The sequence below is a fragment of the Bacillus sp. FSL K6-1003 genome (assembly GCF_037964945.1).
Lineage (GTDB): Bacteria > Bacillota > Bacilli > Bacillales > Bacillaceae > Bacillus > Bacillus mojavensis.
The window spans coordinates 3,913,836-3,932,911 of record NZ_CP150176.1 but is presented as its reverse complement, the minus strand read 5'-3'; the positions used below and the strand labels follow the sequence as shown (position 1 = coordinate 3,932,911).

Genomic DNA, 19,076 nt, shown 5'->3' with positions numbered 1-19,076 from the left:
TGAAAGCGTAACCAAAACAAAGGGGTGGGTGAAAATGTCGGGGAAAGTGAGAGATTATACGAGACTAGCAAAAGACATTTTGGAGGCGGTAGGCGGGGAAGAGAATGTGATAGGGGCTTCTCGCTGCGCAACCAGGCTTCGTTTGGTGCTGAAGCGGTCTAAGCCGCAAGCGAAAGATATCGTTAAATCCATGCCCGGCGTGATTACGGTCATAGAGAACAGCGGGCAATTTCAGATTGTCATTGGACAGCATGTAGGGGACGTTTTCGAAGCGTTTTCGAAGCTGGTCAATATTGATCTGTCTGGTGACCAGAGCGAAAATAAAGGAACGATCCTGAACCGTGTTATCGCGACCATGTCAGCGGTATTCGCGCCATTTGTGTACATTTTGGCTGCGGCCGGTATTTTGCAAGGTGCATTAATTCTTATTAATTTATTGTTTGATGGCTTTGAGAAAACGGGAACTTATCAGGTTTTTAGTTTTATATCTTGGGCGCCGTTTACGTTTTTGCCTATTTTTATCGCGATTACGGCATCAAACCATTTTAAAACCAACATGTATATAGCTGTGGCGTGCTGTGCCGCGTTAGTCAGCCCGACATGGGCGGAGATGGCGACTCAAATCGCAGACGGAAAGAGCATTTCCTTCTTAGGGATTGCTTTATCGCAAACGACATACACGTCTTCCGTGCTGCCGCCATTATTTTTAGTATGGATTTTGTCTTACCTTGAACGATTCTTGAATCAGAGAATGAACGAAGTGATCAGACCGTTATTTGTTCCTTTCCTATGTATGGTCATTATGGTGCCAGTAACAATTGTCCTCATTGGCCCTGTGACAACATTGGGCGCAAATGGAATTGCAAACGGTTACAACTTCTTGGCGGAAAACGTGCCGGCTTTGGCTGGAGCCATCATCGGCGCATTCTGGCAGGTCATCGTGATCTTTGGTGTACATTGGGGCATTACGCCTATGGTATTGGCGAACTATGATCTATACGGACGGGATTCATTCCAGGCGTATCAAACGATTGCGGTGGTTGCACAGGTTGGCGCAGTGCTTGGCGTTATCTTAAAGGCGAGAAATAAGGAAACGAGAAAAGTCAGTGTGTCAGCTGGGGTCACCGGACTGTTTGGCATTACTGAGCCGGCGATCTACGGTGTGACCTTGAGATTTAAGAAGCCGTTTATCTTTGGCTGTATTTCCGGGGCGGTTGGTGCCATCACGGCCAGTTTCTTTAATCCGTATTACTTTGCATATGCCGGACTTCCGGGACCTCTAACGATGGTGAATGGCATCAATGAACAATTCCCGACGTCCATCTGGGGTATTTTAATCGGTGCTGCGATTGCGGTGGTTCTTCCTGTTGTGCTGATTCAGATCTTTGGCTATGGTGAAGATACAGCTGCACAGCCGGAAAAGGAAAGTCTTCAAACGGCACAGGCAAATGAAGAAACCGTATATGCTCCGTTTAGCGGCAAGGTCATTCCGCTTTCTAAGGTGCCTGATGAGGTATTCAGCTCAGGTGCCATGGGACAAGGCTTGGCGATCGAGCCAACCGATAATAAGCTCTATGCTCCGTTTGACGGAACCGTCGTCATGGTCGCGCCTACAAAGCATGCGATCGGCCTTCGTTCGGCGTCTGGCGTCGAATTGCTTGTGCACATCGGGCTGGATACAGTGACGTTAGACGGAACTCCTTTTGCCTTAAAGGTGAAAGAGGGAGATGCAATCAAAAAAGGCGAGGTGCTTGCCGAATTTGATAAAGCACTCATTGAACAGAAAGGGTTAACAACGATTACCCCAGTCATCATCACGAATTCACATGCGTATCAGGAAATTCTCATCGAGGATCTTGAAGTAAGTGCGTTAAATCAAAAATTATTTACAGTCGTAAGCTAGGGAGGAATATAACATGGAAAAAATGCCGAAGGATTTCTTATGGGGCGGCGCTTTAGCTGCCCACCAATTTGAAGGAGGATGGAATCAGGGCGGTAAAGGGCCAAGTGTCGTCGATGTGATGACAGCGGGTGCGCACGGCGTACCGAGAAAAATCACGGAGTCCATTGAAGAGAACGAATTTTATCCAAACCATGAAGCCATTGATTTTTATCACAGATACAAGGAAGATATCGCTTTGTTTGCGGAAATGGGATTAAAATGCTTGCGGACGTCCATCGGCTGGAGCCGGATTTTCCCGAAAGGCGATGAGGCTGAACCGAACGAAGAAGGCTTGCAGTTCTACGATAATGTATTTGATGAATTGCTGAAGCATGGAATCGAGCCGGTGATTACCCTGTCTCATTTTGAACTGCCGCTGCATCTTGCAAGAGAATACGGCGGCTTCAGAAATCGAAAAGTCGCAGACTTTTTCGTCAAATTTGCTGAGGTTTGCTTCAACCGATATAAAGATAAAGTGAAGTATTGGATGACGTTTAACGAGATCAACAACCAGATGGATGTGAACAACCCTCTGTTCCTATGGACGAACTCAGGAGTTGTGGTCGGAGAAAATGAAAATGCCAAGGAAGTCATGTACCAAACGGCGCACCATGAGTTACTTGCAAGCGCATTGGCAGTGGCAAAAGGAAAGGAAATCAACCCTGAGTTCCAAATTGGGGCCATGGTGTCACATGTGCCGATTTATCCTTACTCCTCTAATCCGGAAGATGTGATGCTTGCTGAAGAAGAAATGAGACAGCGTTATTTCTTCCCGGATGTGCAGGTTCGCGGTTATTATCCAAAGTATGCGTTAAAAGAGTTTGAAAGAGAAGGATACAATATCACGTTCGAAGATGGCGATGACGAGATTTTGAGAAATGGGACAGTCGATTATTTGGGCTTCAGTTATTATATGTCGACAACTGTGAAAAGCGATGTCGAAAATGACAATACGGGAGATGTCGTAAACGGCGGATTGCCGAATAGTGTTGAAAATCCGTACATCACATCCAGTGACTGGGGCTGGGCAATTGATCCGACTGGTTTAAGATACACATTAAATCGTCTCTATGATCGATACCAAATTCCATTATTCATCGTTGAAAACGGCTTTGGGGCGGTTGATACTCTTGAAGAGGACGGTACTATCCATGATCCGGATCGTATTCAATATTTGAAATCACATATTGAAGCACTGGAAAAAGCGGTCACTTATGACGGTGTAGATTTAATCGGCTACACGCCGTGGGGCATTATTGATATCGTTTCCTTTACAACAGGCGAAATGAAAAAACGCTACGGCATGATCTATGTTGATCGTGACAACGAAGGAAACGGATCCATGAAGCGGTATAAGAAGGATTCATTTGAGTGGTACAAAAACGTCATTCAAACGAATGGTGAGGAATTATAAAGCAGATGACCCGAATCGAGCACTTAACCGAAGTGCCTGGTTCGGGTTTTTGATGGGCAAAAAAGCCGCTATACTGCAGCTCGAGCAGCATAGCGGCTTTTCATATTAGTTACGGATAAGGTAATCAAACGCGCCTAAAGCGGCAGTTGCTCCTGATCCCATTGAAATAATGATTTGGTTGTAAGGGCCGTCTGTGCAGTCGCCGGCAGCGAATAAGCCTGGGACGCTTGTAGCGCCATGTTTGTCGACTACGATTTCGCCGATGCGGTTGCGTTCAACGGTTTCGTCTAACCATTCAGTGTTTGGCACGAGACCGATTTGGACGAATACACCTTGGAGTTCAACGTGTTTTTCTTCGCCTGTTTCGCGGTCTACGTATGTGATGCCGTTTACGCTCTGATCGCCTGTGATTTCTTTTGTTTGTGCATTTTTGAGTACAGTGACGTTTGGCAGGCTGTAGAGACGTTTTTGCAAGACTTCGTCTGCCTTCAGTTCCGGCGCGAACTCTAGCACAGTGACGTGATTGACAATACCTGCAAGATCAATCGCTGCTTCGATACCAGAGTTTCCGCCGCCGATAACGGCTACGTCTTTGCCTTCAAACAATGGGCCATCACAGTGCGGGCAGTATGCGACACCTTTGTTTTTGAACTCTTGTTCACCAGGTACGTTGACATTGCGCCAGCGGGCACCTGTTGAAAGGATGACTGTTTTACTTTTCAGGACAGCACCGTTTTCGAGTTCAAGTTCGAACAGATCTTTTTTCTCAAGTCGTTTTGCGCGCTGAAGGTTCATGACATCAATATCATATTCCTTCACGTGCTCTTCAAGACTTGCAGCAAGCTTCGGTCCTTCAGTTGCTTTTACGCTGATGAAGTTTTCGATGCTCAGTGTGTCGAGAACCTGTCCGCCGAAGCGTTCAGCGACAACACCTGTGCGGATTCCTTTACGCGCCGTATAAATGGCTGCACTTGCGCCGGCAGGTCCGCCGCCGACAACAAGAACGTCGTAAGGATCTTTGTCAGCAAACTCAGATGCATCTGCGCCGCTGCCCATTTTCGCAAGAATCTCTTCGAGGGTCATACGGCCGCTTCCGAAGGATTCGCCGTTTAGATAAACCGTTGGCACTGCCATAATGTTTTTGCTTTCAACTTCTGATTTGTATGCCGCACCGTCAATCATGGTGTGAGTGATGTTCGGGTTCAGCACGCTCATCATGTTTAAAGCTTGTACAACGTCAGGACAGTTATGGCATGTCAGGCTGATATAAGATTCAAAGTGGTATTCACCGCTGATCTTCTTCACCTGATCAATGACTTTTTGATCTACCTTAGGCGGTCTGCCGCTCACTTGCAGCAATGCCAACACTAAAGAAGTGAATTCGTGTCCAAGAGGAATACCGGCGAAAGTGACGCCAGTGTCTTCTCCGACGCGGTTCACACTGAAGCTTGGCGTTCTGTTCAATTCAGCTTTTTCAACAGTGATTTTAGATGACATGGAAGCCAGCTCATCAACGAGAGCCAGCATGTCCTTAGAAGTGTCATCTTCACCTGCACTCACTTTGAGAACAATGTCGTTCTCAATTAGCTGCATGTATTGATTTAATTGTGCTTTGATATTTGGATCAAGTACCAATTGAATGCACTCCTTAGATTTTACCTACTAGATCAAGGCTAGGTGTAAGCGTTTCGCCGCCTTCTTCCCATTTAGCCGGGCAAACTTCACCTGGATTTTGACGAACGTATTGTGCTGCTTTTACTTTGCTGATCAGGTTGCTTGCGTCACGGCCGATACCGCCTGCATTGATTTCAACAGTTTGGATCACGCCATCTGGATCGATGATGAATGTTCCGCGGTCAGCAAGACCAGTTTCTTCGTCAAGCACATCGAAGTTGCGAGAGATCGTTTGAGATGGGTCACCGATCATTGCGTAAGTGATTTTGCCGATTTTTTCAGAGCTGTCATGCCAGCCTTTGTGTACGAAGTGAGTATCTGTAGAGATAGAGTACACTTCAACACCTAATTCTTTAAGTGCAGCGTATTGGTTTTGAAGATCTTCAAGCTCAGTTGGGCATACGAAAGAGAAATCTGCTGGGTAGAAGCAGAATACGCTCCATTGACCTTTTAGAGATTCGTTTGTTACATCGATGAATTCACCGTTTTTGAATGCTTTTGCTTCGAATGGTTGTACTTCTTTACCGATTAAAGACATAATGTTATTCCTCCTAAAAATGGTTTAGAAAGCAATAGTGCTTTCAATAATAATTCTAATTATATATGAATTATTAATTAATATATATTTTTTGTCAAGACAAAACCCCTTAATTATTTTCTCTTTTTCCACTCATCGTGAAGGAAAGTGCTGGTGTGATCAGCATAAATTGCACTTTGACACATATTAAATTTTATATGTTTGATTCTCAATTAGTTGTGATATGTGAGTTTATCCTATAAAAAAAGCTGGCAGCTGGTATAAAAGCTCCAGCTGTCAGCTTTATCTATTAGTTTGCATCAGACCAATTGGTATGGAAAACGCCATCCATATCTGTCCGCTCGTACGTATGGGCGCCGAAATAATCGCGCTGCGCCTGTAATAGGTTGGCGTTGGAACGCCCTGTACGGTAGCCGTCGTAGTAAGAGAGCGCGGTGCTTAAGCATGGGAACGCGCTGCCGGCGCTGATGCCCTCGCAAACGACTTTTCGCATGCCTGTCTGATAGGCTTTCAATTTTTCTGAAAAATAAGGTGCAATCAGCAGGTTTGAGAGATCTGGCTGCTCTTGGAATGCCTCACTGATGACATTTAGGAAATCCGCGCGGATGATGCAGCCGCCGCGGAAAATCAAAGCGATGTCTTTCAGCGGCAGGTTCCATCCGTAAAGCTCAGATGACATTTTATATTGAGCAAAGCCTTGTGCGTAGGCGCATACTTTTCCCATGTATAAGGCTTGTCTGACGTATTCAATCCAGAGGTCCTTATCGTAATGTTTTTCCTCTGTTTCCGGACCGGCTAACAATGGTTCAGCCGCCATACGTTCTTCTTTTAAGGACGACAGGTAGCGGGCGAACAAGGACTCGGTGATAATAGCGGATGGAATGCCGTTATCAATGGCTTGCATGCTTGTCCATTTTCCTGTGCCTTTCTGGCCGGTTTTATCAAGAATGACATCGATCAGCGGCTGACCTGTATGTTCGTCCTTTTTCCGTAAAATCTCCGCTGTAATCTCTATTAAATAGCTTTTCAGCTCACCTTGATTCCATGTTTCAAAGATGCTGGCAATTTCTTCGAGCGGCAGACGAAGCGTTTCTCTAAGAAATGTATAGGCTTCTGCAATCAGCTGCATATCTGCATACTCAATGCCGTTGTGCACCATTTTTGTAAAGTGCCCTGCCCCTTTTGGCCCGATGTAGACACAGCAAGGGTCTTCTCCGACTTGCGCTGCGATTTTGGTCAGGATCGGAGCGGCTTTTTCATAGACGTCTCGATCTCCGCCCGGCATGATGGAAGGCCCTTGTAATGCGCCGACTTCCCCGCCGGAAATGCCGATTCCTAAGTAGCCGATTCCTTTTTCCTTCAGCTCGTCATATCTTCTTTCTGTGTCTTCGTAGTGGGAGTTGCCTCCGTCCATAATGACGTCTCCTTCTTCAAGCAAAGGCATTAACGAATGGATGACGGAATCGACCGGTTTTCCCGCTGTGACCATCAGAAAGATTTTTCTTGGTGTTTCTAGTGATTGAACAAAATCTTGAAGCTCGTAGTACGGGCTTAACGATTGTCCATCCAGCTTTTTCACAAGCTGGTCCGTTAAATCCCTGGTGTAATTATAGACGGCGACTTTTTCGCCTTTATTTGCCATGTTTAAGGCGATATTGCTTCCCATTACGCCTAAGCCTATGACACCAATTGTATTGAACATGTGTTACATCTCCTTCAATAATTTCATACAACTAAACTTAACAATAAAATAAATCCTAGTCCAGCAACGGAGATAATTGTTTCCAGTAAGGTCCATGTGGAAAATGTTTCTTTCATGCTTAATCCAAAATATTCTTTGAACATCCAGAAGCCGGCATCGTTGACGTGTGAAGCGATGACGCTTCCCGCGCCAGTTGCGAGCACCACTAATGCAAGGTTGGCATCGGACTGTCCCAGCAATGGAATGACGAGCCCCGTCGTGCTTAATGCGGCAACGGTTGCTGATCCTAAGGAGATGCGCAGGATCGCTGCAATGAGCCATGCCAGCAGAATCGGTGATAATGCCGTTTCTTTGAATAAATCTGCTACGTAGTCGCCGACACCGCCGTTGATTAACACTTGTTTAAAGGCGCCGCCTCCCCCGATGATCAACAGCATCATGCCAATTTGCGAGATGGCTGTAGAACAAGAGTCCATGACGGTTTTGATTGGAATGTTGCGTGCGATTCCCATTGTGTAAACAGCAACGAGCAGTGAGATGATCATGGCAGTCGATGCATTTCCGATTAAACGGATGAAAGCCAGGAAACTGTTATCCGCAAATCCTATTGTTTCCTGAAGCAAATCAATGATGGTAGCGATCGACATGATGATAATCGGAAGCATTGCTGTAAATACACTGATTCCAAAGCCTGGTGTTTCTTCAAGCTTGAATGTTTTTTGTGTGCCGAGTGACGAAATATTCCCGTTTTTCGCAAATGATGCAGGAACGATTTTTTTCGCTAACTTTGTAAATATTGGCCCTGCAATCAGAACTGTCGGAACAGCAACAATGAAGCCGTACAGCAGCACTTCACCGATGTTTGCGCCGTATTCCCCGGCAATCGCTGTCGGTCCCGGGTGCGGCGGCAGGAAACCGTGTGTGACGGATAATGCTGCGACCATCGGAATACCGAGATATAAAATAGAAATCTTCAATTCTCTAGAAATCGCAAATACAATCGGGATTAAGAGAACCAATCCTACCTCAAAGAACAACGCGATTCCGATAATAAATGAAGCAATCACAACAGCCCACTGTATATTTTTCTCGCCGAATTTGTTGACGAGCGTCATTGCTATACGCTGTGCGCCGCCTGAATCAGCAATCAGCTTGCCCAGCATCGCACCGAGTCCGAAGATGAGTGCGATGTGGCCAAGTGTCCCCCCTATACCTTCTTCAATGGAACTGACAACTTTATCAAACGGCATCCCAAGTGCCAGTGCCACGCCGAATGATACGATCAGTAATGAGATAAATGTGTTTAATTTTAAGCCCATAATCAAAATCAGTAAAGCTAGGATCCCAAGTGCAACAATGATTAACGGCATGGTAATGCCCTCCCCTTCATGTCATGTGCTATTTGTGTGTAATTAGGCTTCTTTGATAATTTGCAATTTGGGTATATTGATTTTCTAATGATCTTGATAGATTAATGAAAATTGGCATTAATGTTCTATATTCTTTGGCCGAATCTTCAATTGGCGTATGTCTGTACGTGCTGCCGACCATGTCGGACACGGCATCGAACGAATCGATTGTCCCTGTCGCATACAGGCCTAAAATGCAGGCGCCGAGACATGAACTTTCATAGCTTTCCGGAACGACAACCTCTGATTCAAAGATATCCGACATCATTTGCCGCCAAACCTCTGATCTTGCAAAGCCGCCAGTCGCTTGAATTCGGGTGACCGGTCCGTCCATGCATTCTGTTAGTGCCAGGAACACAGTGTACAGGTTGTAAATGACCCCTTCTAATGCTGCACGTATCATATGTTCTTTTTTATGTGACATGGTCAGGCCGAAAAATGAGCCGCGTACATCCGAGTTCCATAAGGGAGCGCGTTCCCCGGCGAGATACGGATGGAACAGCAGGCCGTCAGAACCCGGTCTGACGCGTTCAGCAATCTTTGTCAGCACGTCATACGGGTCAATTCCCAGTCTTGTCGCTGTTTCGATTTCTGATGAAGCAAATTCATCTCTGATCCAGCGAAGAACGATGCCCCCATTGTTCACCGGACCGCCGATGACCCAATGCTTGTCCGTTAACGCGTAGCAGAAAATTCTCCCCTTTTCGTCGGTTTGCGGCTGGTCGATAATGGTTCGGATAGCGCCGCTCGTACCGATCGTAACGGCGATTTCTCCTTTTTTAATGGCATTCACACCGAGATTGGACAGTACGCCGTCGCTTGCGCCGATGACAAAAGGTGTGTCCGGATTGATTCCCATCTGTATCGCTAATTTCGGGCTGCAGTGCTGAAAGATCTGGGTTGTCGGCACGAGTTTGGATAAGTGATCCGGCGTAATGCCTGCGATCGTCAGTGCTTCCTCGTCCCAATCCAAGCTTTTCAGGTTCATCATCCCTGTCGCTGATGCCAATGAGTAATCGATTACATACTCATTAAATAGCTGTTTAAAAATGTACTCTTTGATGCCGATATATTTTTTGGCTTTAGAAGCAATTTCTTTTCGTTCGTTTGTGATCCATGTAATTTTGCTTAACGGTGACATCGGATGAATGGGTGTTCCTGTTCGTTTGTAAACCTCATGCCCATTGAGCTCATCTTTAATCTTATGCGCCCAGCCTTCGCTTCGGTTGTCTGCCCACGTGATGCATGGCGTCAGCGGCTGATCATTTTCGTCCATGGCAATGACGCTGTGCATGGCGCTGCTGAAGGAAATAAATGAGATTTGTTTTTCCGGGTGCTGTTTCGTGATTTTTGCAGTTGTATGGATGACAGCCTGAAAAATCTCTTCCGGATTTTGTTCAGCTGTTGAGATGTCCGGTGTATGGAGCGGGTAGCCGATGCTTTCTTTCTGTACCACTTCTCCGTTTTCAGTGAATAATACAGCTTTTGTGCTGGTCGTACCGATATCGATTCCTAACATATAACTAGTCATTTTGGTGTTCAGCTCCTTTTGCCAGCATTTGTTGTGAGAGCCAGAGGTCCTCTACTTTTTCTTGCACATCGTCAAAATTCTGGTGCAGAGACTGAACCATCAGCGCCCTGTCCTTTGTTTTGATCGCTTGAATATATAGCTCATGGTTGTCCAGAATCCTTGAGAAATCTTCGTACTTTTCCTTTAACCGTACCCGCATTGATAAAAGAATAAAGCTTTCCATTACGGGTTTTAGATTGTTCCAGATCATCTGAATGTATGAGTGCTCAATGGCGCGGATAATCGTTTCATGGAATAACACATCCTGAAATGAAAACTCGTCCGCGTCCTCGTATTTGATGGAGACTTTCATGATTTCTAGAATCTTGCTGAGATCTTTGACTAAAGGCTCAACGTCGATTTTGACAAGCCGTTCAAAGACAAACGTTTCTAATAATAAACGCACGTCGTATATTTCTGCGATTTCCTTTTCAGTTAACCCAATCACAACCGCTCCCATTCGTTCTAAACGAATGATTTTTTCGGAAGCCAGTATTTTTAACGCTTCGCGAACCGGCGAACGGCTTACTGAAAACTCAGCCGCGATTGTATTTTCTGATAGAATGGTACCGCTTTCAATCATGCCTGAAATAATTCGCATTCTCAGCTCGCATGCAACGCGAACGCCGGTTGACGCTTTTGAAAGCCATTTTGCGGGATATAACAGGTCCTTGGAGTCTAGCATACGCTCACCTTCTTCACTAAGGAGTATACTTGTATACAAGTATGATAACGTGAATGTTTTATTAATGCAAACACTTTCATTTCTAATTTTTAATAAAATTTTTCCTTGTAAATTGGTATATATCGCCAAATGTAATTATGGTAAATTGAAGAAAAGACACTGTAAATCATCACTTTTTGAAAGAGGCGATTGGATGAAAATCATTATTGCACCAGATTCTTTTAAGGAAAGCTTATCAGCGTTGGAGGCGGCTCACGCCATAGAAAGAGGCTTCAAAACAGTTTTCCCGAATGCTGAATATCGGAAGCTGCCGATGGCGGACGGCGGTGAGGGAACGGTACAGTCATTAATCGATGCCACAGGCGGAATCATAAAAGAGCAGATGGTTACGGGTCCGCTCGGGGAACCAGTAAAAGCGTTTTTTGGCCTAATGGGAGACGGAAAAACGGCTGTGATTGAGATGGCTGCCGCATCGGGATTGCACCTTGTGCCCGCAGAGAAGAGAAATCCGTTTGCCACATCTACTAAAGGAACGGGAGAATTAATCGGAGCCGCTCTTGATGCGGGTGCAGAGCATTTGATCATCGGAATCGGCGGAAGCGCCACAAACGATGGCGGAGCCGGGATGGTTCAGGCGCTGGGCGGGAGGCTTCTTGATGAATCAGGCCATGAAATTGGAACCGGAGGCGGTGCGCTTTCTCAGCTTTCTTCAATAGATTTGGCAGGACTTGATCCCAGATTACGAAATGTAAAAATCGAAGTCGCCTGCGACGTGGATAACCCGTTAACAGGGCCAAAAGGGGCTTCCGCTGTTTTCGGTCCTCAAAAAGGCGCCACGCCTGACATGGTGCGTATCCTTGACCAGAATCTGTCCCGCTTTGCGGATGTGGCAGAGAAAACGCTTGAAACAAGCTTCAGGGAAACAGAGGGCGCCGGTGCAGCAGGCGGTCTCGGATGGAGTCTTCTTGCTTTTCTCCGTGCTGATTTGAAGAGAGGCATTGACATCGTCCTCGATGCGGTCCAGTTTGAAAGCGAGGTTCAGGATGCAGATCTTGTGATTACCGGCGAAGGGCGGATTGACAGCCAGACAGTTTACGGAAAGACGCCGATTGGCGTGGCCAAAGCGGCTAAGGCATACGATGTGCCTGTCATTGGACTTGCGGGATCCGTTTCGCGAGACAGTGATGCAGTCTATGCACACGGGATGGATGCCCTTTTTAGCATCGTGCCGGGAGCCGTGCCCCTTGCAGACGCACTTGGGCATGCAGCCGAGAATATGGAAAGAACGGCAAGAAACATTGCGGCATCCTTAAAACTGGCGAAAACGATGTATCTGATATAAAGCCGGGGCAAGCACATGCCCGTGCATATTCACCCTCCTTTCTGGGTACAGACAGGTAACAAGCACAACCTAGAAGGAGGACGCAGACATGACTGTACAAGAAATCAAAGGCAAAAAACTAGGTAAAGGGATCGCGCCGAATGTAAAACCCGAAGCCTTATTAAATGATAAACGAAAAGTATTTTTGTTTGGTTCCCCGAGTTACACAAACATCGGAGACCAAGCGATTGCGTATGCGGAAGAGAAATTTATTAAAAATCGTTTTCCGTACTATGAATATATTGAAATTATGGACTATGCGACGGATGAAGGCATCGAATTGGTGAAGGAAATCATCCGTGAAGACGATATTGTCTGCTTTACCGGCGGAGGAAATTTAGGCAATCTTTATCTCGATATTGAAGAGGACAGAAGGAAGGTCTTTGCAGCGTTTAAAGACTATAAATCCATTTCTCTTCCTCAATCCGTTTATTTTGAAGATACAGAGGACGGAAACAAAGAAAAGAAAAAAACACAGGATGCGTACCACCAAAATCCACATTTAACGATTGCCGCGCGGGAGACGCAGACGCTCGATGTTGTGAAAGAAACCTTCAATTCAAATGTGATCTTTACACCAGATATGGTGCTGTCTTTGGATATCGTACCGAAAGAGCTTGAACGGGACGGCGTTCTTTTTATTTTAAGAGCGGACAAGGAGAAGGTAACCGATGAAGATTTTATTTCACACATGATGAAATGGGCAGAAAAAACAACCTACGCGGAGCGTACAGACACGGTGCTTGATACGGTCGATATGATTGATTACGAGGATCGGGAAAAGCATTTTATGGAGATGCTTGACCGCATCGGTTCAAGTAAATTGGTCATTACCGACCGCCTTCACGCAATGATTTTCTCGATTATCACCAAAACACCATGCCTCGTCTTTGGAAATAGCTACGGCAAAGCTAAACATTCCTACCGGGATTGGCTTGAAAGCTTAAACTTCATTGAATACACAGATAAAAATGATATTGAGGAATTAGAGCAAATGATTGACCGCCTGCTTCAAGCAGAGCCGAATGATGTTGATTTGTCTAAGGATTTTCAGCCGCTGGTTGATTTCTTTAGATCGTAATGGAAAAAAGCAGACTGGGAACAGTCTGCTTTTTTTCTGTGCTAATGATCGTTTTCCAGACGCACAGTTTCATTCGTGATTCGTTCTCGCTGCGCCACTTTGTCGGAGATAATATCTTCCTTATTTTAAGCTATATGGACTCTCTACCTTATAAGCCAATGGAATTGATTACACTCGAAACATCAGAATGAACTTTATCAAATGAAAGGTGATCTTTCATTTTATCAGTGACACTATCTATTGCTTTTCCAGACATATGATGGTTGAGGATTTCTCGTTTTGTCTTTATAGCCTGCTCGGCATCTGTAATGTTTTCAAGGATCGAAGACAAATTCTTACGGTCTTCCTGGAATGCATAGCTTAATTGTTTTTTGATTGAATTCATTAACGCCAATTTTTGTTCTTGTCTCTTCCTCTCTTTGAACGCAGCCAATTGTTCAGGTGTCATTTCAGAGGTATTTACACCAGCATTTGAAAAAATCGAAGTGCTTGAATGCTGACTCGTCATTCTTTGCATAAAACGGTCAGCGTCTGTTGGTTTCTTATTCATAAAATCCATGTTTCTTTCTCTCCTTATGAAATCCCCATTCGACTGGCCGCTGCCAGATCTGCATCATGATACGCATGTCCCATATGTCCGAGATCATCTGCAATCATCTGTAGAAAGTGTTGCAGATTGAGCGCTGCATCTACTGCCTGATCATATTTTTCTTTTGAGTAAAAAAGGTGGTGCGGTTTGTTCATTTTGATCTTATTGATCAGATCATCGACATCGGAAACTGATAATTCATCATAGGCGCCAAAACCAACCATTCGTGCATGCATATTCCTGACATCCTCAATTGAATCCTTTACTTTGTCATCAATTCTTTCAATCTGGCGTATCATTTTTGACCATTCCGTTTCGGCAATATGCTTCAACTGAGTACTTGTATTCATTAATACATGTGATTTGATCAGTATCGAAACACCTGTATTGGCCTTCACATTCGTTGATTTCATTTGCTTAAGCATCGCTAATGCAAAGTCAGGGTTGTTCTTTAAAACATCATCCACAGTTTGGACAGAGCCATCTGAATGGAAGTTGTATCGATCCAAGCCGTGACTTCCCATCAAGGCTTCAGCAAATAGTGTAATATCAAGAGATTGATTGCCATAATGTTTAAGTCCAAGGCCCAGCATTTTCACTTCATCAGGGAGGCTATTATTCTGTACACCATTCGGCAAAGCTTCGTCATACATCACTTTTACTTTGCCTACTTCAGCAGCATCCCGATTCAGCAAGGATAATCCATCATTTAAATTAATATATTCTGTTAAACGGCTGCGAAACTCTCCCTTTAACGCTCGGGCTTTTACATCCTCAGGCAGGTTTTCATATATGTTAGGATTCTCGAAAGTGACACCGCGTTCTATAAAGTCATTCATCACTACGACATAGCCTGCATTAGAACCGCCTAATGAGTGACCCGTTACTTGAATGTCAGCATTTTTAAAATTTTGATGTATTGTTTTTGCATATTGATCTGCCTGAATGGCCTGATTATCTGTTCCATCATCAAACGGCTTTTTGCCAACTAGATAACTAGTATCCATGTGAAGCCAATCTTGGATGATTTCATTTGCATATTCAGAGAAACCTGTTACTGAGTCAAAAGAAGACCCATCTTCATCAGCTGGGATATTGATCCCTTTTTTCTCAAGTTCTTTAATGAGCTCTTCTCTTTTTCCACGCTGGTTTGTTTCCTTAATCGTTTCTTTTAATTGGTTAGTGCTGATAGGTTCCGATCCGCGGTATGCGATGATGGCGTTTTGGATTTTTTCAGGGTGTTTGCCATGATTAGAAAGTTTGTAATCCTCCTCAGTGACAAGAGTTAAAGCATTGAGACCTTTTTCAGTTTTTGTATAATCCACAACATACAAAATTTGGCCATTGCTTACTTTTATGATTTCGCCAATTTCATATTTGCTTATTTTGTAAGCGTTGTTGGAAAGTAAATTAAAATCCTTATCAGATAATTTCAAAGAGTTGTTATTTCGAGGCAAACTCATCACTCCTAAACTTTACATATCTAGTATAATAAAATAAAAAAGGATGAAATACCATGTCATTTACCAAAAAAATACTAATTTGCGGAGCGATTGTATTAGTAATCGGAGTAGGCATTTTTTATTTGAATCATAAGAACACTAATACAGTTGACCAATCATCGCAAAGGTCTGGGGGCAAGCAAACTATGAATTTGGATGAAAAAAGTGAGCAAGAAAAAGCTGAAGCATACGCTGAAAAAATGAAACCTAAAATAAAAGAAGAACTAAAGAAAGAAGACATACACCATTTTATAAAGGATATTAAGTTTAATGAGAAAGTTACGATAAGTCCAATGGGAATGATTGAAGTTACTGGTTATATAAATAATGAGCCGGAAAAGTTCACATTTGATGCCTCTTTATATTATAAATCGAATGAAGTAGATTCAATTGGATATTCTAAAGAAGTGGGAGACCGTTTTACTGACTGGAGCAAATACAGCAAGAAAGAAAAAGAAGAATACATCAAAACCGCATATCCTGATAAAAAAGAGCGTGAACAATACTTAAAAGACATAGGAGAATTAAAATAAACAGGCCAAAATACCTGTTTATTTTTTCGAGACCGGCTTACTTCCTTCGCTTCATTATCCCCCAAGCCGCCAGTCCGGCAATAACTGCCGCAGTTACCGCCGAGCGCTTTGTGGCCTTTGCATAATAGCTTCTTGACCGAAGCCACCCTTTATTTGTCCCCCTGTCATGCATGCCGTAGCCCGCATGGTAAAGCGCGCTTTCTTCACGCGGTTTGGACGGTCTTTCCGCATGCTGGCTGTAGTACATGATTTTTTCCATCAGCCTGTCGGTCAGCCGGGGAAAGAGTGCACCCAGCATGGCGATGGCTTTTGCCTGCGAGCCGATGTATATGTCGCGTTTCGGGTGTTCAGCGGCAAACAGGATGGCTTCGGCTGCAGCTTCCGGCGGATAGATCATAGAGCGGGAATGAGCCGGCTGTTTGTCCAGGTAGCTTCTGGCGTGTTCGTTGTAGGGTGTGTCGATTCTGCCTGGATGGATGAGTGTGACCGAGACGGGTGCCTGTTCTTTTTCAAGCTCCATTCGAATGCTTTCTGTCCATCCGTGAAGCGCGAATTTCGCAGACGCGTAGGTGGATTGAATGACGGTTCCTCTGTCGCCGAATAGGCTTCCTACATTGATGAGAGCACCCGAACCGCCTCTGCTTGTAAAGTGTTTGACGGCTGCCCTTGTTCCATAGACCGGACCCCAGAAATTGGTGTCAAACACGCGCTTCATGTCTTCGGTGGTCACATCCATGGCGTGTCCGAAAACCGAAACAGCAGCGTTGTTAACCCATGTGTCAAAATGGCCGAATGTGCTGATCGCGGTTTCTGCGATGCGGTTGACGTCTTCTTCTTTCCCCACATCCGCTTTTACATAGATGGCTTCGTGCCCTTTTTTCTTTACTTCGCCAACGAGCTCCTGAAGGGCCTCTTCATTTCGGGCTGCTGCGACGACTTTTGCTCCTTTTTCGGCTGCCATTCTCGCGGTGACGAGGCCGATTCCGCTTGTAGCACCGGTAATGACGATGACTTGATCCTTTACTTTTTTCAGTTTGAGCTTCGTTTTCGGGTTTTGCTGTTTTTCAAGCTGTTCAGTATTGGTGACCGTATCATCATTTGGCATCGAGAATCCCCTCCTAGACATGTTTGTCTACATTTACCCCAACCGGCAGGCCACTACCCCTTTTTGACAATCCCAAGGTTCTTTTTTATATTATATAAGTCGCTCTACCATACCTAGGAGGGAATGTTTCAATGACTAGCAGAGGAGATTCACGTGAAAAAATCCTTCACACAGCGTCACGTCTGTTCCAGCTGCAAGGATATCACGCGACGGGCTTAAACCAGATTGTGAAAGAAAGCGGTGCTCCTAAGGGATCGCTTTATCACTTTTTTCCGAATGGCAAAGAAGAATTAGCGATTGAAGCGGTTTCATATACAGGAAAGATCGTTGAACATGTGATACAGCAAAGTATGGATGAATCCTCTGATCCAACAGAAGCGATTCAGCATTTTATCAAAAAAACCGCCAGCCAGTTTGACAATACGGAAAGCATTCAAGGGATTCCAGTCGGCTTGCTGGCGAGTGAAACGGCGTTAATCAGCGAGCCGCTGCGCACGGTTTGCATGAAGGTGTTTAAAAGCTGGGAAGCGGTTTTCGCCAGAAAATTAATGGAAAACGGATTTGCAGAAGAAGAAGCAAATCAGCTTGGGATGCTGATCAATTCGATGATTGAAGGCGGTATTATGCTTTCGTTAACGAATAAAGACAAAACGCCCCTTCTTCTCATTGCCGAACAAATTCCAGTATTGGTGAGGAAAAAAGGGTAGCAATTTGTTATCCTTTCCCCTACAATTATATAGAACGGTCTAGTCAGAAACCTAAAATATATAGACTGGTCTAAATTGGAGGAAACAACATGAAAACGTTAAGTAAACATTCACTGCCCAAAGAAAAAGTGCCTTACTTGCTCCGCAGCGGAGAGGGAGAGCGCTACTTGTTCGGCAGACAGGTCGCGACAGTGATGGCAAACGGAAAGAGCACGGGAGACTTGTTCGAGATCGTGCTGCTTTCTGGGGGGAAAGGGGATGCCTTTCCGCTTCATATTCACAAAAATACACATGAAGGGCTTCTTGTTCTGGACGGTAAGCTTGAACTGACGCTTGATGGTGAACATTATCTTTTAGTAGCTGGTGATTATGCGAATATTCCGGCCGGAACGCCGCACAGCTACCGGATGCAGAGCCACAGAACACGGCTGGTGTCTTACACAATGAAAGGAAATGTCGCACATATGTATTCCGTGCTTGGAACGCCATATGATCACGCTGAACATCCGCCGCACGCAAGCGAAGAAGTGTCAAAAGAGCGTTTTGAAAAAGCGGCTGAGGTGGCGGACATTATGTTTGCGGAGGATGAAAACCCTGCCGGTGCTCCAACACTAGTGGAGAAAACAGAACTTCCGGATGGCGTTGTTCCATATGTGCTTGAGTCTGGAGAAGGAGACCGTTTGTTGACGGGCGATCAGCTACACCGGATAGTGGCTGCGCAAAAGAATACAGACGGGCAATTTATCGTTGTATCATCTGAAGGCCCTAAAGGCGATCGCATCGTTGATCATTACCATGAGCATCATACAGAAACTTTCTATTGCCTTGAAGGGCAAATGACGATGTGGGCCGATGGTGAAGAAATTCAGCTTAATCCAGGAGATTTTCTGCATGTTCCTGCCAACACTGTACACTCCTATCGCTTGGATTCTCACTATACAAAAATGGTGGGGGTATTGGTTCCGGGCTTATTCGAGCCGTTTTTCCGCACGTTAGGAGATCCGTATGAGGGGCATATCTTCCCGAGTGAACCTCAAGCTTTGCGATTCGACCGTGTCTTGCAGAATATCGACACATTAGATTTAAAGGTCATGAAACCATAATATCTCCGGGCTTCCTATGAAGCCTGGCTTTTTATTGTGAAGGTGACAGGATTGTAAGGTTTTTCCTTTGTGTTGCCATCTAAATCGATGTTTCTTCGCTTCTATTTTTCATACGCTTGAGGTATAGAAAAAAAGGAGCGT

16 protein-coding genes are annotated in these 19,076 nt (G+C 44.9%); 7 read left to right on the top strand and 9 right to left on the bottom strand.

The window, feature by feature from the left end; genetic code table 11:
- The first annotated feature begins 34 nt into the window (after window positions 1–34).
- Together NSU16_RS20030 and bglA are read left to right on the top strand one after the other, a co-directional pair.
- Window positions 35–1,903: a beta-glucoside-specific PTS transporter subunit IIABC gene (locus NSU16_RS20030; RefSeq protein WP_339191807.1), complete on the top strand. Its 1,869-nt coding sequence runs from the start codon at window positions 35–37 to the stop codon at window positions 1,901–1,903.
- A 13-nt stretch (window positions 1,904–1,916) separates the two neighbouring features.
- Window positions 1,917–3,356 carry a 6-phospho-beta-glucosidase BglA gene (gene bglA / locus NSU16_RS20025; protein ID WP_326334094.1) on the top strand — a complete coding sequence of 480 codons (1,440 nt, stop codon included), beginning with the start codon at window positions 1,917–1,919 and terminating at the stop codon, window positions 3,354–3,356.
- A gap of 105 nt (window positions 3,357–3,461) precedes the next feature.
- Here bglA and ahpF read toward each other — a convergent pair whose 3' ends face one another.
- The 6 genes from ahpF to gntR all read right to left on the bottom strand — a co-directional run bounded on the left by ahpF (window position 3,462) and on the right by gntR (window position 10,934).
- Window positions 3,462–4,991, bottom strand: coding sequence for an alkyl hydroperoxide reductase subunit F (ahpF, locus tag NSU16_RS20020; protein ID WP_151174649.1), 1,530 nt, complete (start codon window positions 4,989–4,991; stop codon window positions 3,462–3,464).
- Between the two features lie 13 nt (window positions 4,992–5,004).
- Entirely contained in the window at window positions 5,005–5,568 is a 564-nt protein-coding gene (gene ahpC, locus NSU16_RS20015) for an alkyl hydroperoxide reductase subunit C (RefSeq protein ID WP_010332567.1), read from the bottom strand.
- Window positions 5,569–5,857: 289 nt separating this feature from the next.
- The gene (gene gnd, locus NSU16_RS20010; protein ID WP_326330095.1) at window positions 5,858–7,270 is read right to left on the bottom strand and encodes a decarboxylating NADP(+)-dependent phosphogluconate dehydrogenase; all 1,413 of its coding nucleotides are present in this window, start codon (window positions 7,268–7,270) and stop codon (window positions 5,858–5,860) included.
- 23 nt (window positions 7,271–7,293) lie between these two features.
- Window positions 7,294–8,640 carry a gluconate permease GntP gene (gene gntP, locus NSU16_RS20005; protein ID WP_168749245.1) on the bottom strand — a complete coding sequence of 449 codons (1,347 nt, stop codon included), beginning with the start codon at window positions 8,638–8,640 and terminating at the stop codon, window positions 7,294–7,296.
- Window positions 8,641–8,668: 28 nt separating this feature from the next.
- Window positions 8,669–10,210, bottom strand: a complete 1,542-nt coding sequence (gene gntK, locus NSU16_RS20000; protein WP_339191806.1) for a gluconokinase — start codon at window positions 10,208–10,210, stop codon at window positions 8,669–8,671.
- Entirely contained in the window at window positions 10,203–10,934 is a 732-nt protein-coding gene (gene gntR / locus NSU16_RS19995) for a gluconate operon transcriptional repressor GntR (protein WP_339191805.1), read from the bottom strand. The genes gntK and gntR overlap by 8 nt, the downstream gene beginning before the upstream one ends.
- Before the next feature lie 193 nt (window positions 10,935–11,127).
- On the opposite strand from gntR, the gene NSU16_RS19990 reads away from it, so the two are divergent.
- Both NSU16_RS19990 and NSU16_RS19985 read left to right on the top strand, forming a co-directional pair.
- The gene (locus NSU16_RS19990; RefSeq protein WP_339191804.1) at window positions 11,128–12,276 is read left to right on the top strand and encodes a glycerate kinase; all 1,149 of its coding nucleotides are present in this window, start codon (window positions 11,128–11,130) and stop codon (window positions 12,274–12,276) included.
- An 88-nt stretch (window positions 12,277–12,364) separates the two neighbouring features.
- Complete coding sequence (locus NSU16_RS19985; RefSeq protein ID WP_286059222.1) at window positions 12,365–13,396, top strand: polysaccharide pyruvyl transferase family protein; 1,032 nt, start codon at window positions 12,365–12,367, stop codon at window positions 13,394–13,396.
- Window positions 13,397–13,544: 148 nt separating this feature from the next.
- On the opposite strand, the gene NSU16_RS19980 is transcribed toward NSU16_RS19985, so the two are convergent.
- Both NSU16_RS19980 and NSU16_RS19975 read right to left on the bottom strand, forming a co-directional pair.
- Entirely contained in the window at window positions 13,545–13,955 is a 411-nt protein-coding gene (locus NSU16_RS19980) for a hypothetical protein (protein ID WP_010332560.1), read from the bottom strand.
- A gap of 14 nt (window positions 13,956–13,969) precedes the next feature.
- Complete coding sequence (locus NSU16_RS19975) at window positions 13,970–15,442, bottom strand: lipase (RefSeq protein ID WP_339191803.1); 1,473 nt, start codon at window positions 15,440–15,442, stop codon at window positions 13,970–13,972.
- Between the two features lie 59 nt (window positions 15,443–15,501).
- Here NSU16_RS19975 and NSU16_RS19970 point away from each other — a divergent pair, with 59 nt between their 5' ends.
- Complete coding sequence (locus NSU16_RS19970) at window positions 15,502–16,020, top strand: DUF1433 domain-containing protein (RefSeq protein WP_326219503.1); 519 nt, start codon at window positions 15,502–15,504, stop codon at window positions 16,018–16,020.
- Between the two features lie 37 nt (window positions 16,021–16,057).
- Here the strand turns inward: NSU16_RS19970 and NSU16_RS19965 are convergent, their stop codons facing one another.
- Window positions 16,058–17,125, bottom strand: coding sequence for an SDR family oxidoreductase (locus NSU16_RS19965; protein WP_339191800.1), 1,068 nt, complete (start codon window positions 17,123–17,125; stop codon window positions 16,058–16,060).
- A gap of 131 nt (window positions 17,126–17,256) precedes the next feature.
- On the opposite strand from NSU16_RS19965, the gene yxaF reads away from it, so the two are divergent.
- Entirely contained in the window at window positions 17,257–17,832 is a 576-nt protein-coding gene (gene yxaF / locus NSU16_RS19960) for a transcriptional regulator YxaF (RefSeq protein WP_168749239.1), read from the top strand.
- 89 nt (window positions 17,833–17,921) lie between these two features.
- Window positions 17,922–18,935: a quercetin 2,3-dioxygenase gene (locus tag NSU16_RS19955; protein WP_339191799.1), complete on the top strand. Its 1,014-nt coding sequence runs from the start codon at window positions 17,922–17,924 to the stop codon at window positions 18,933–18,935.
- Window positions 18,936–19,076: the final 141 nt, after the last annotated feature.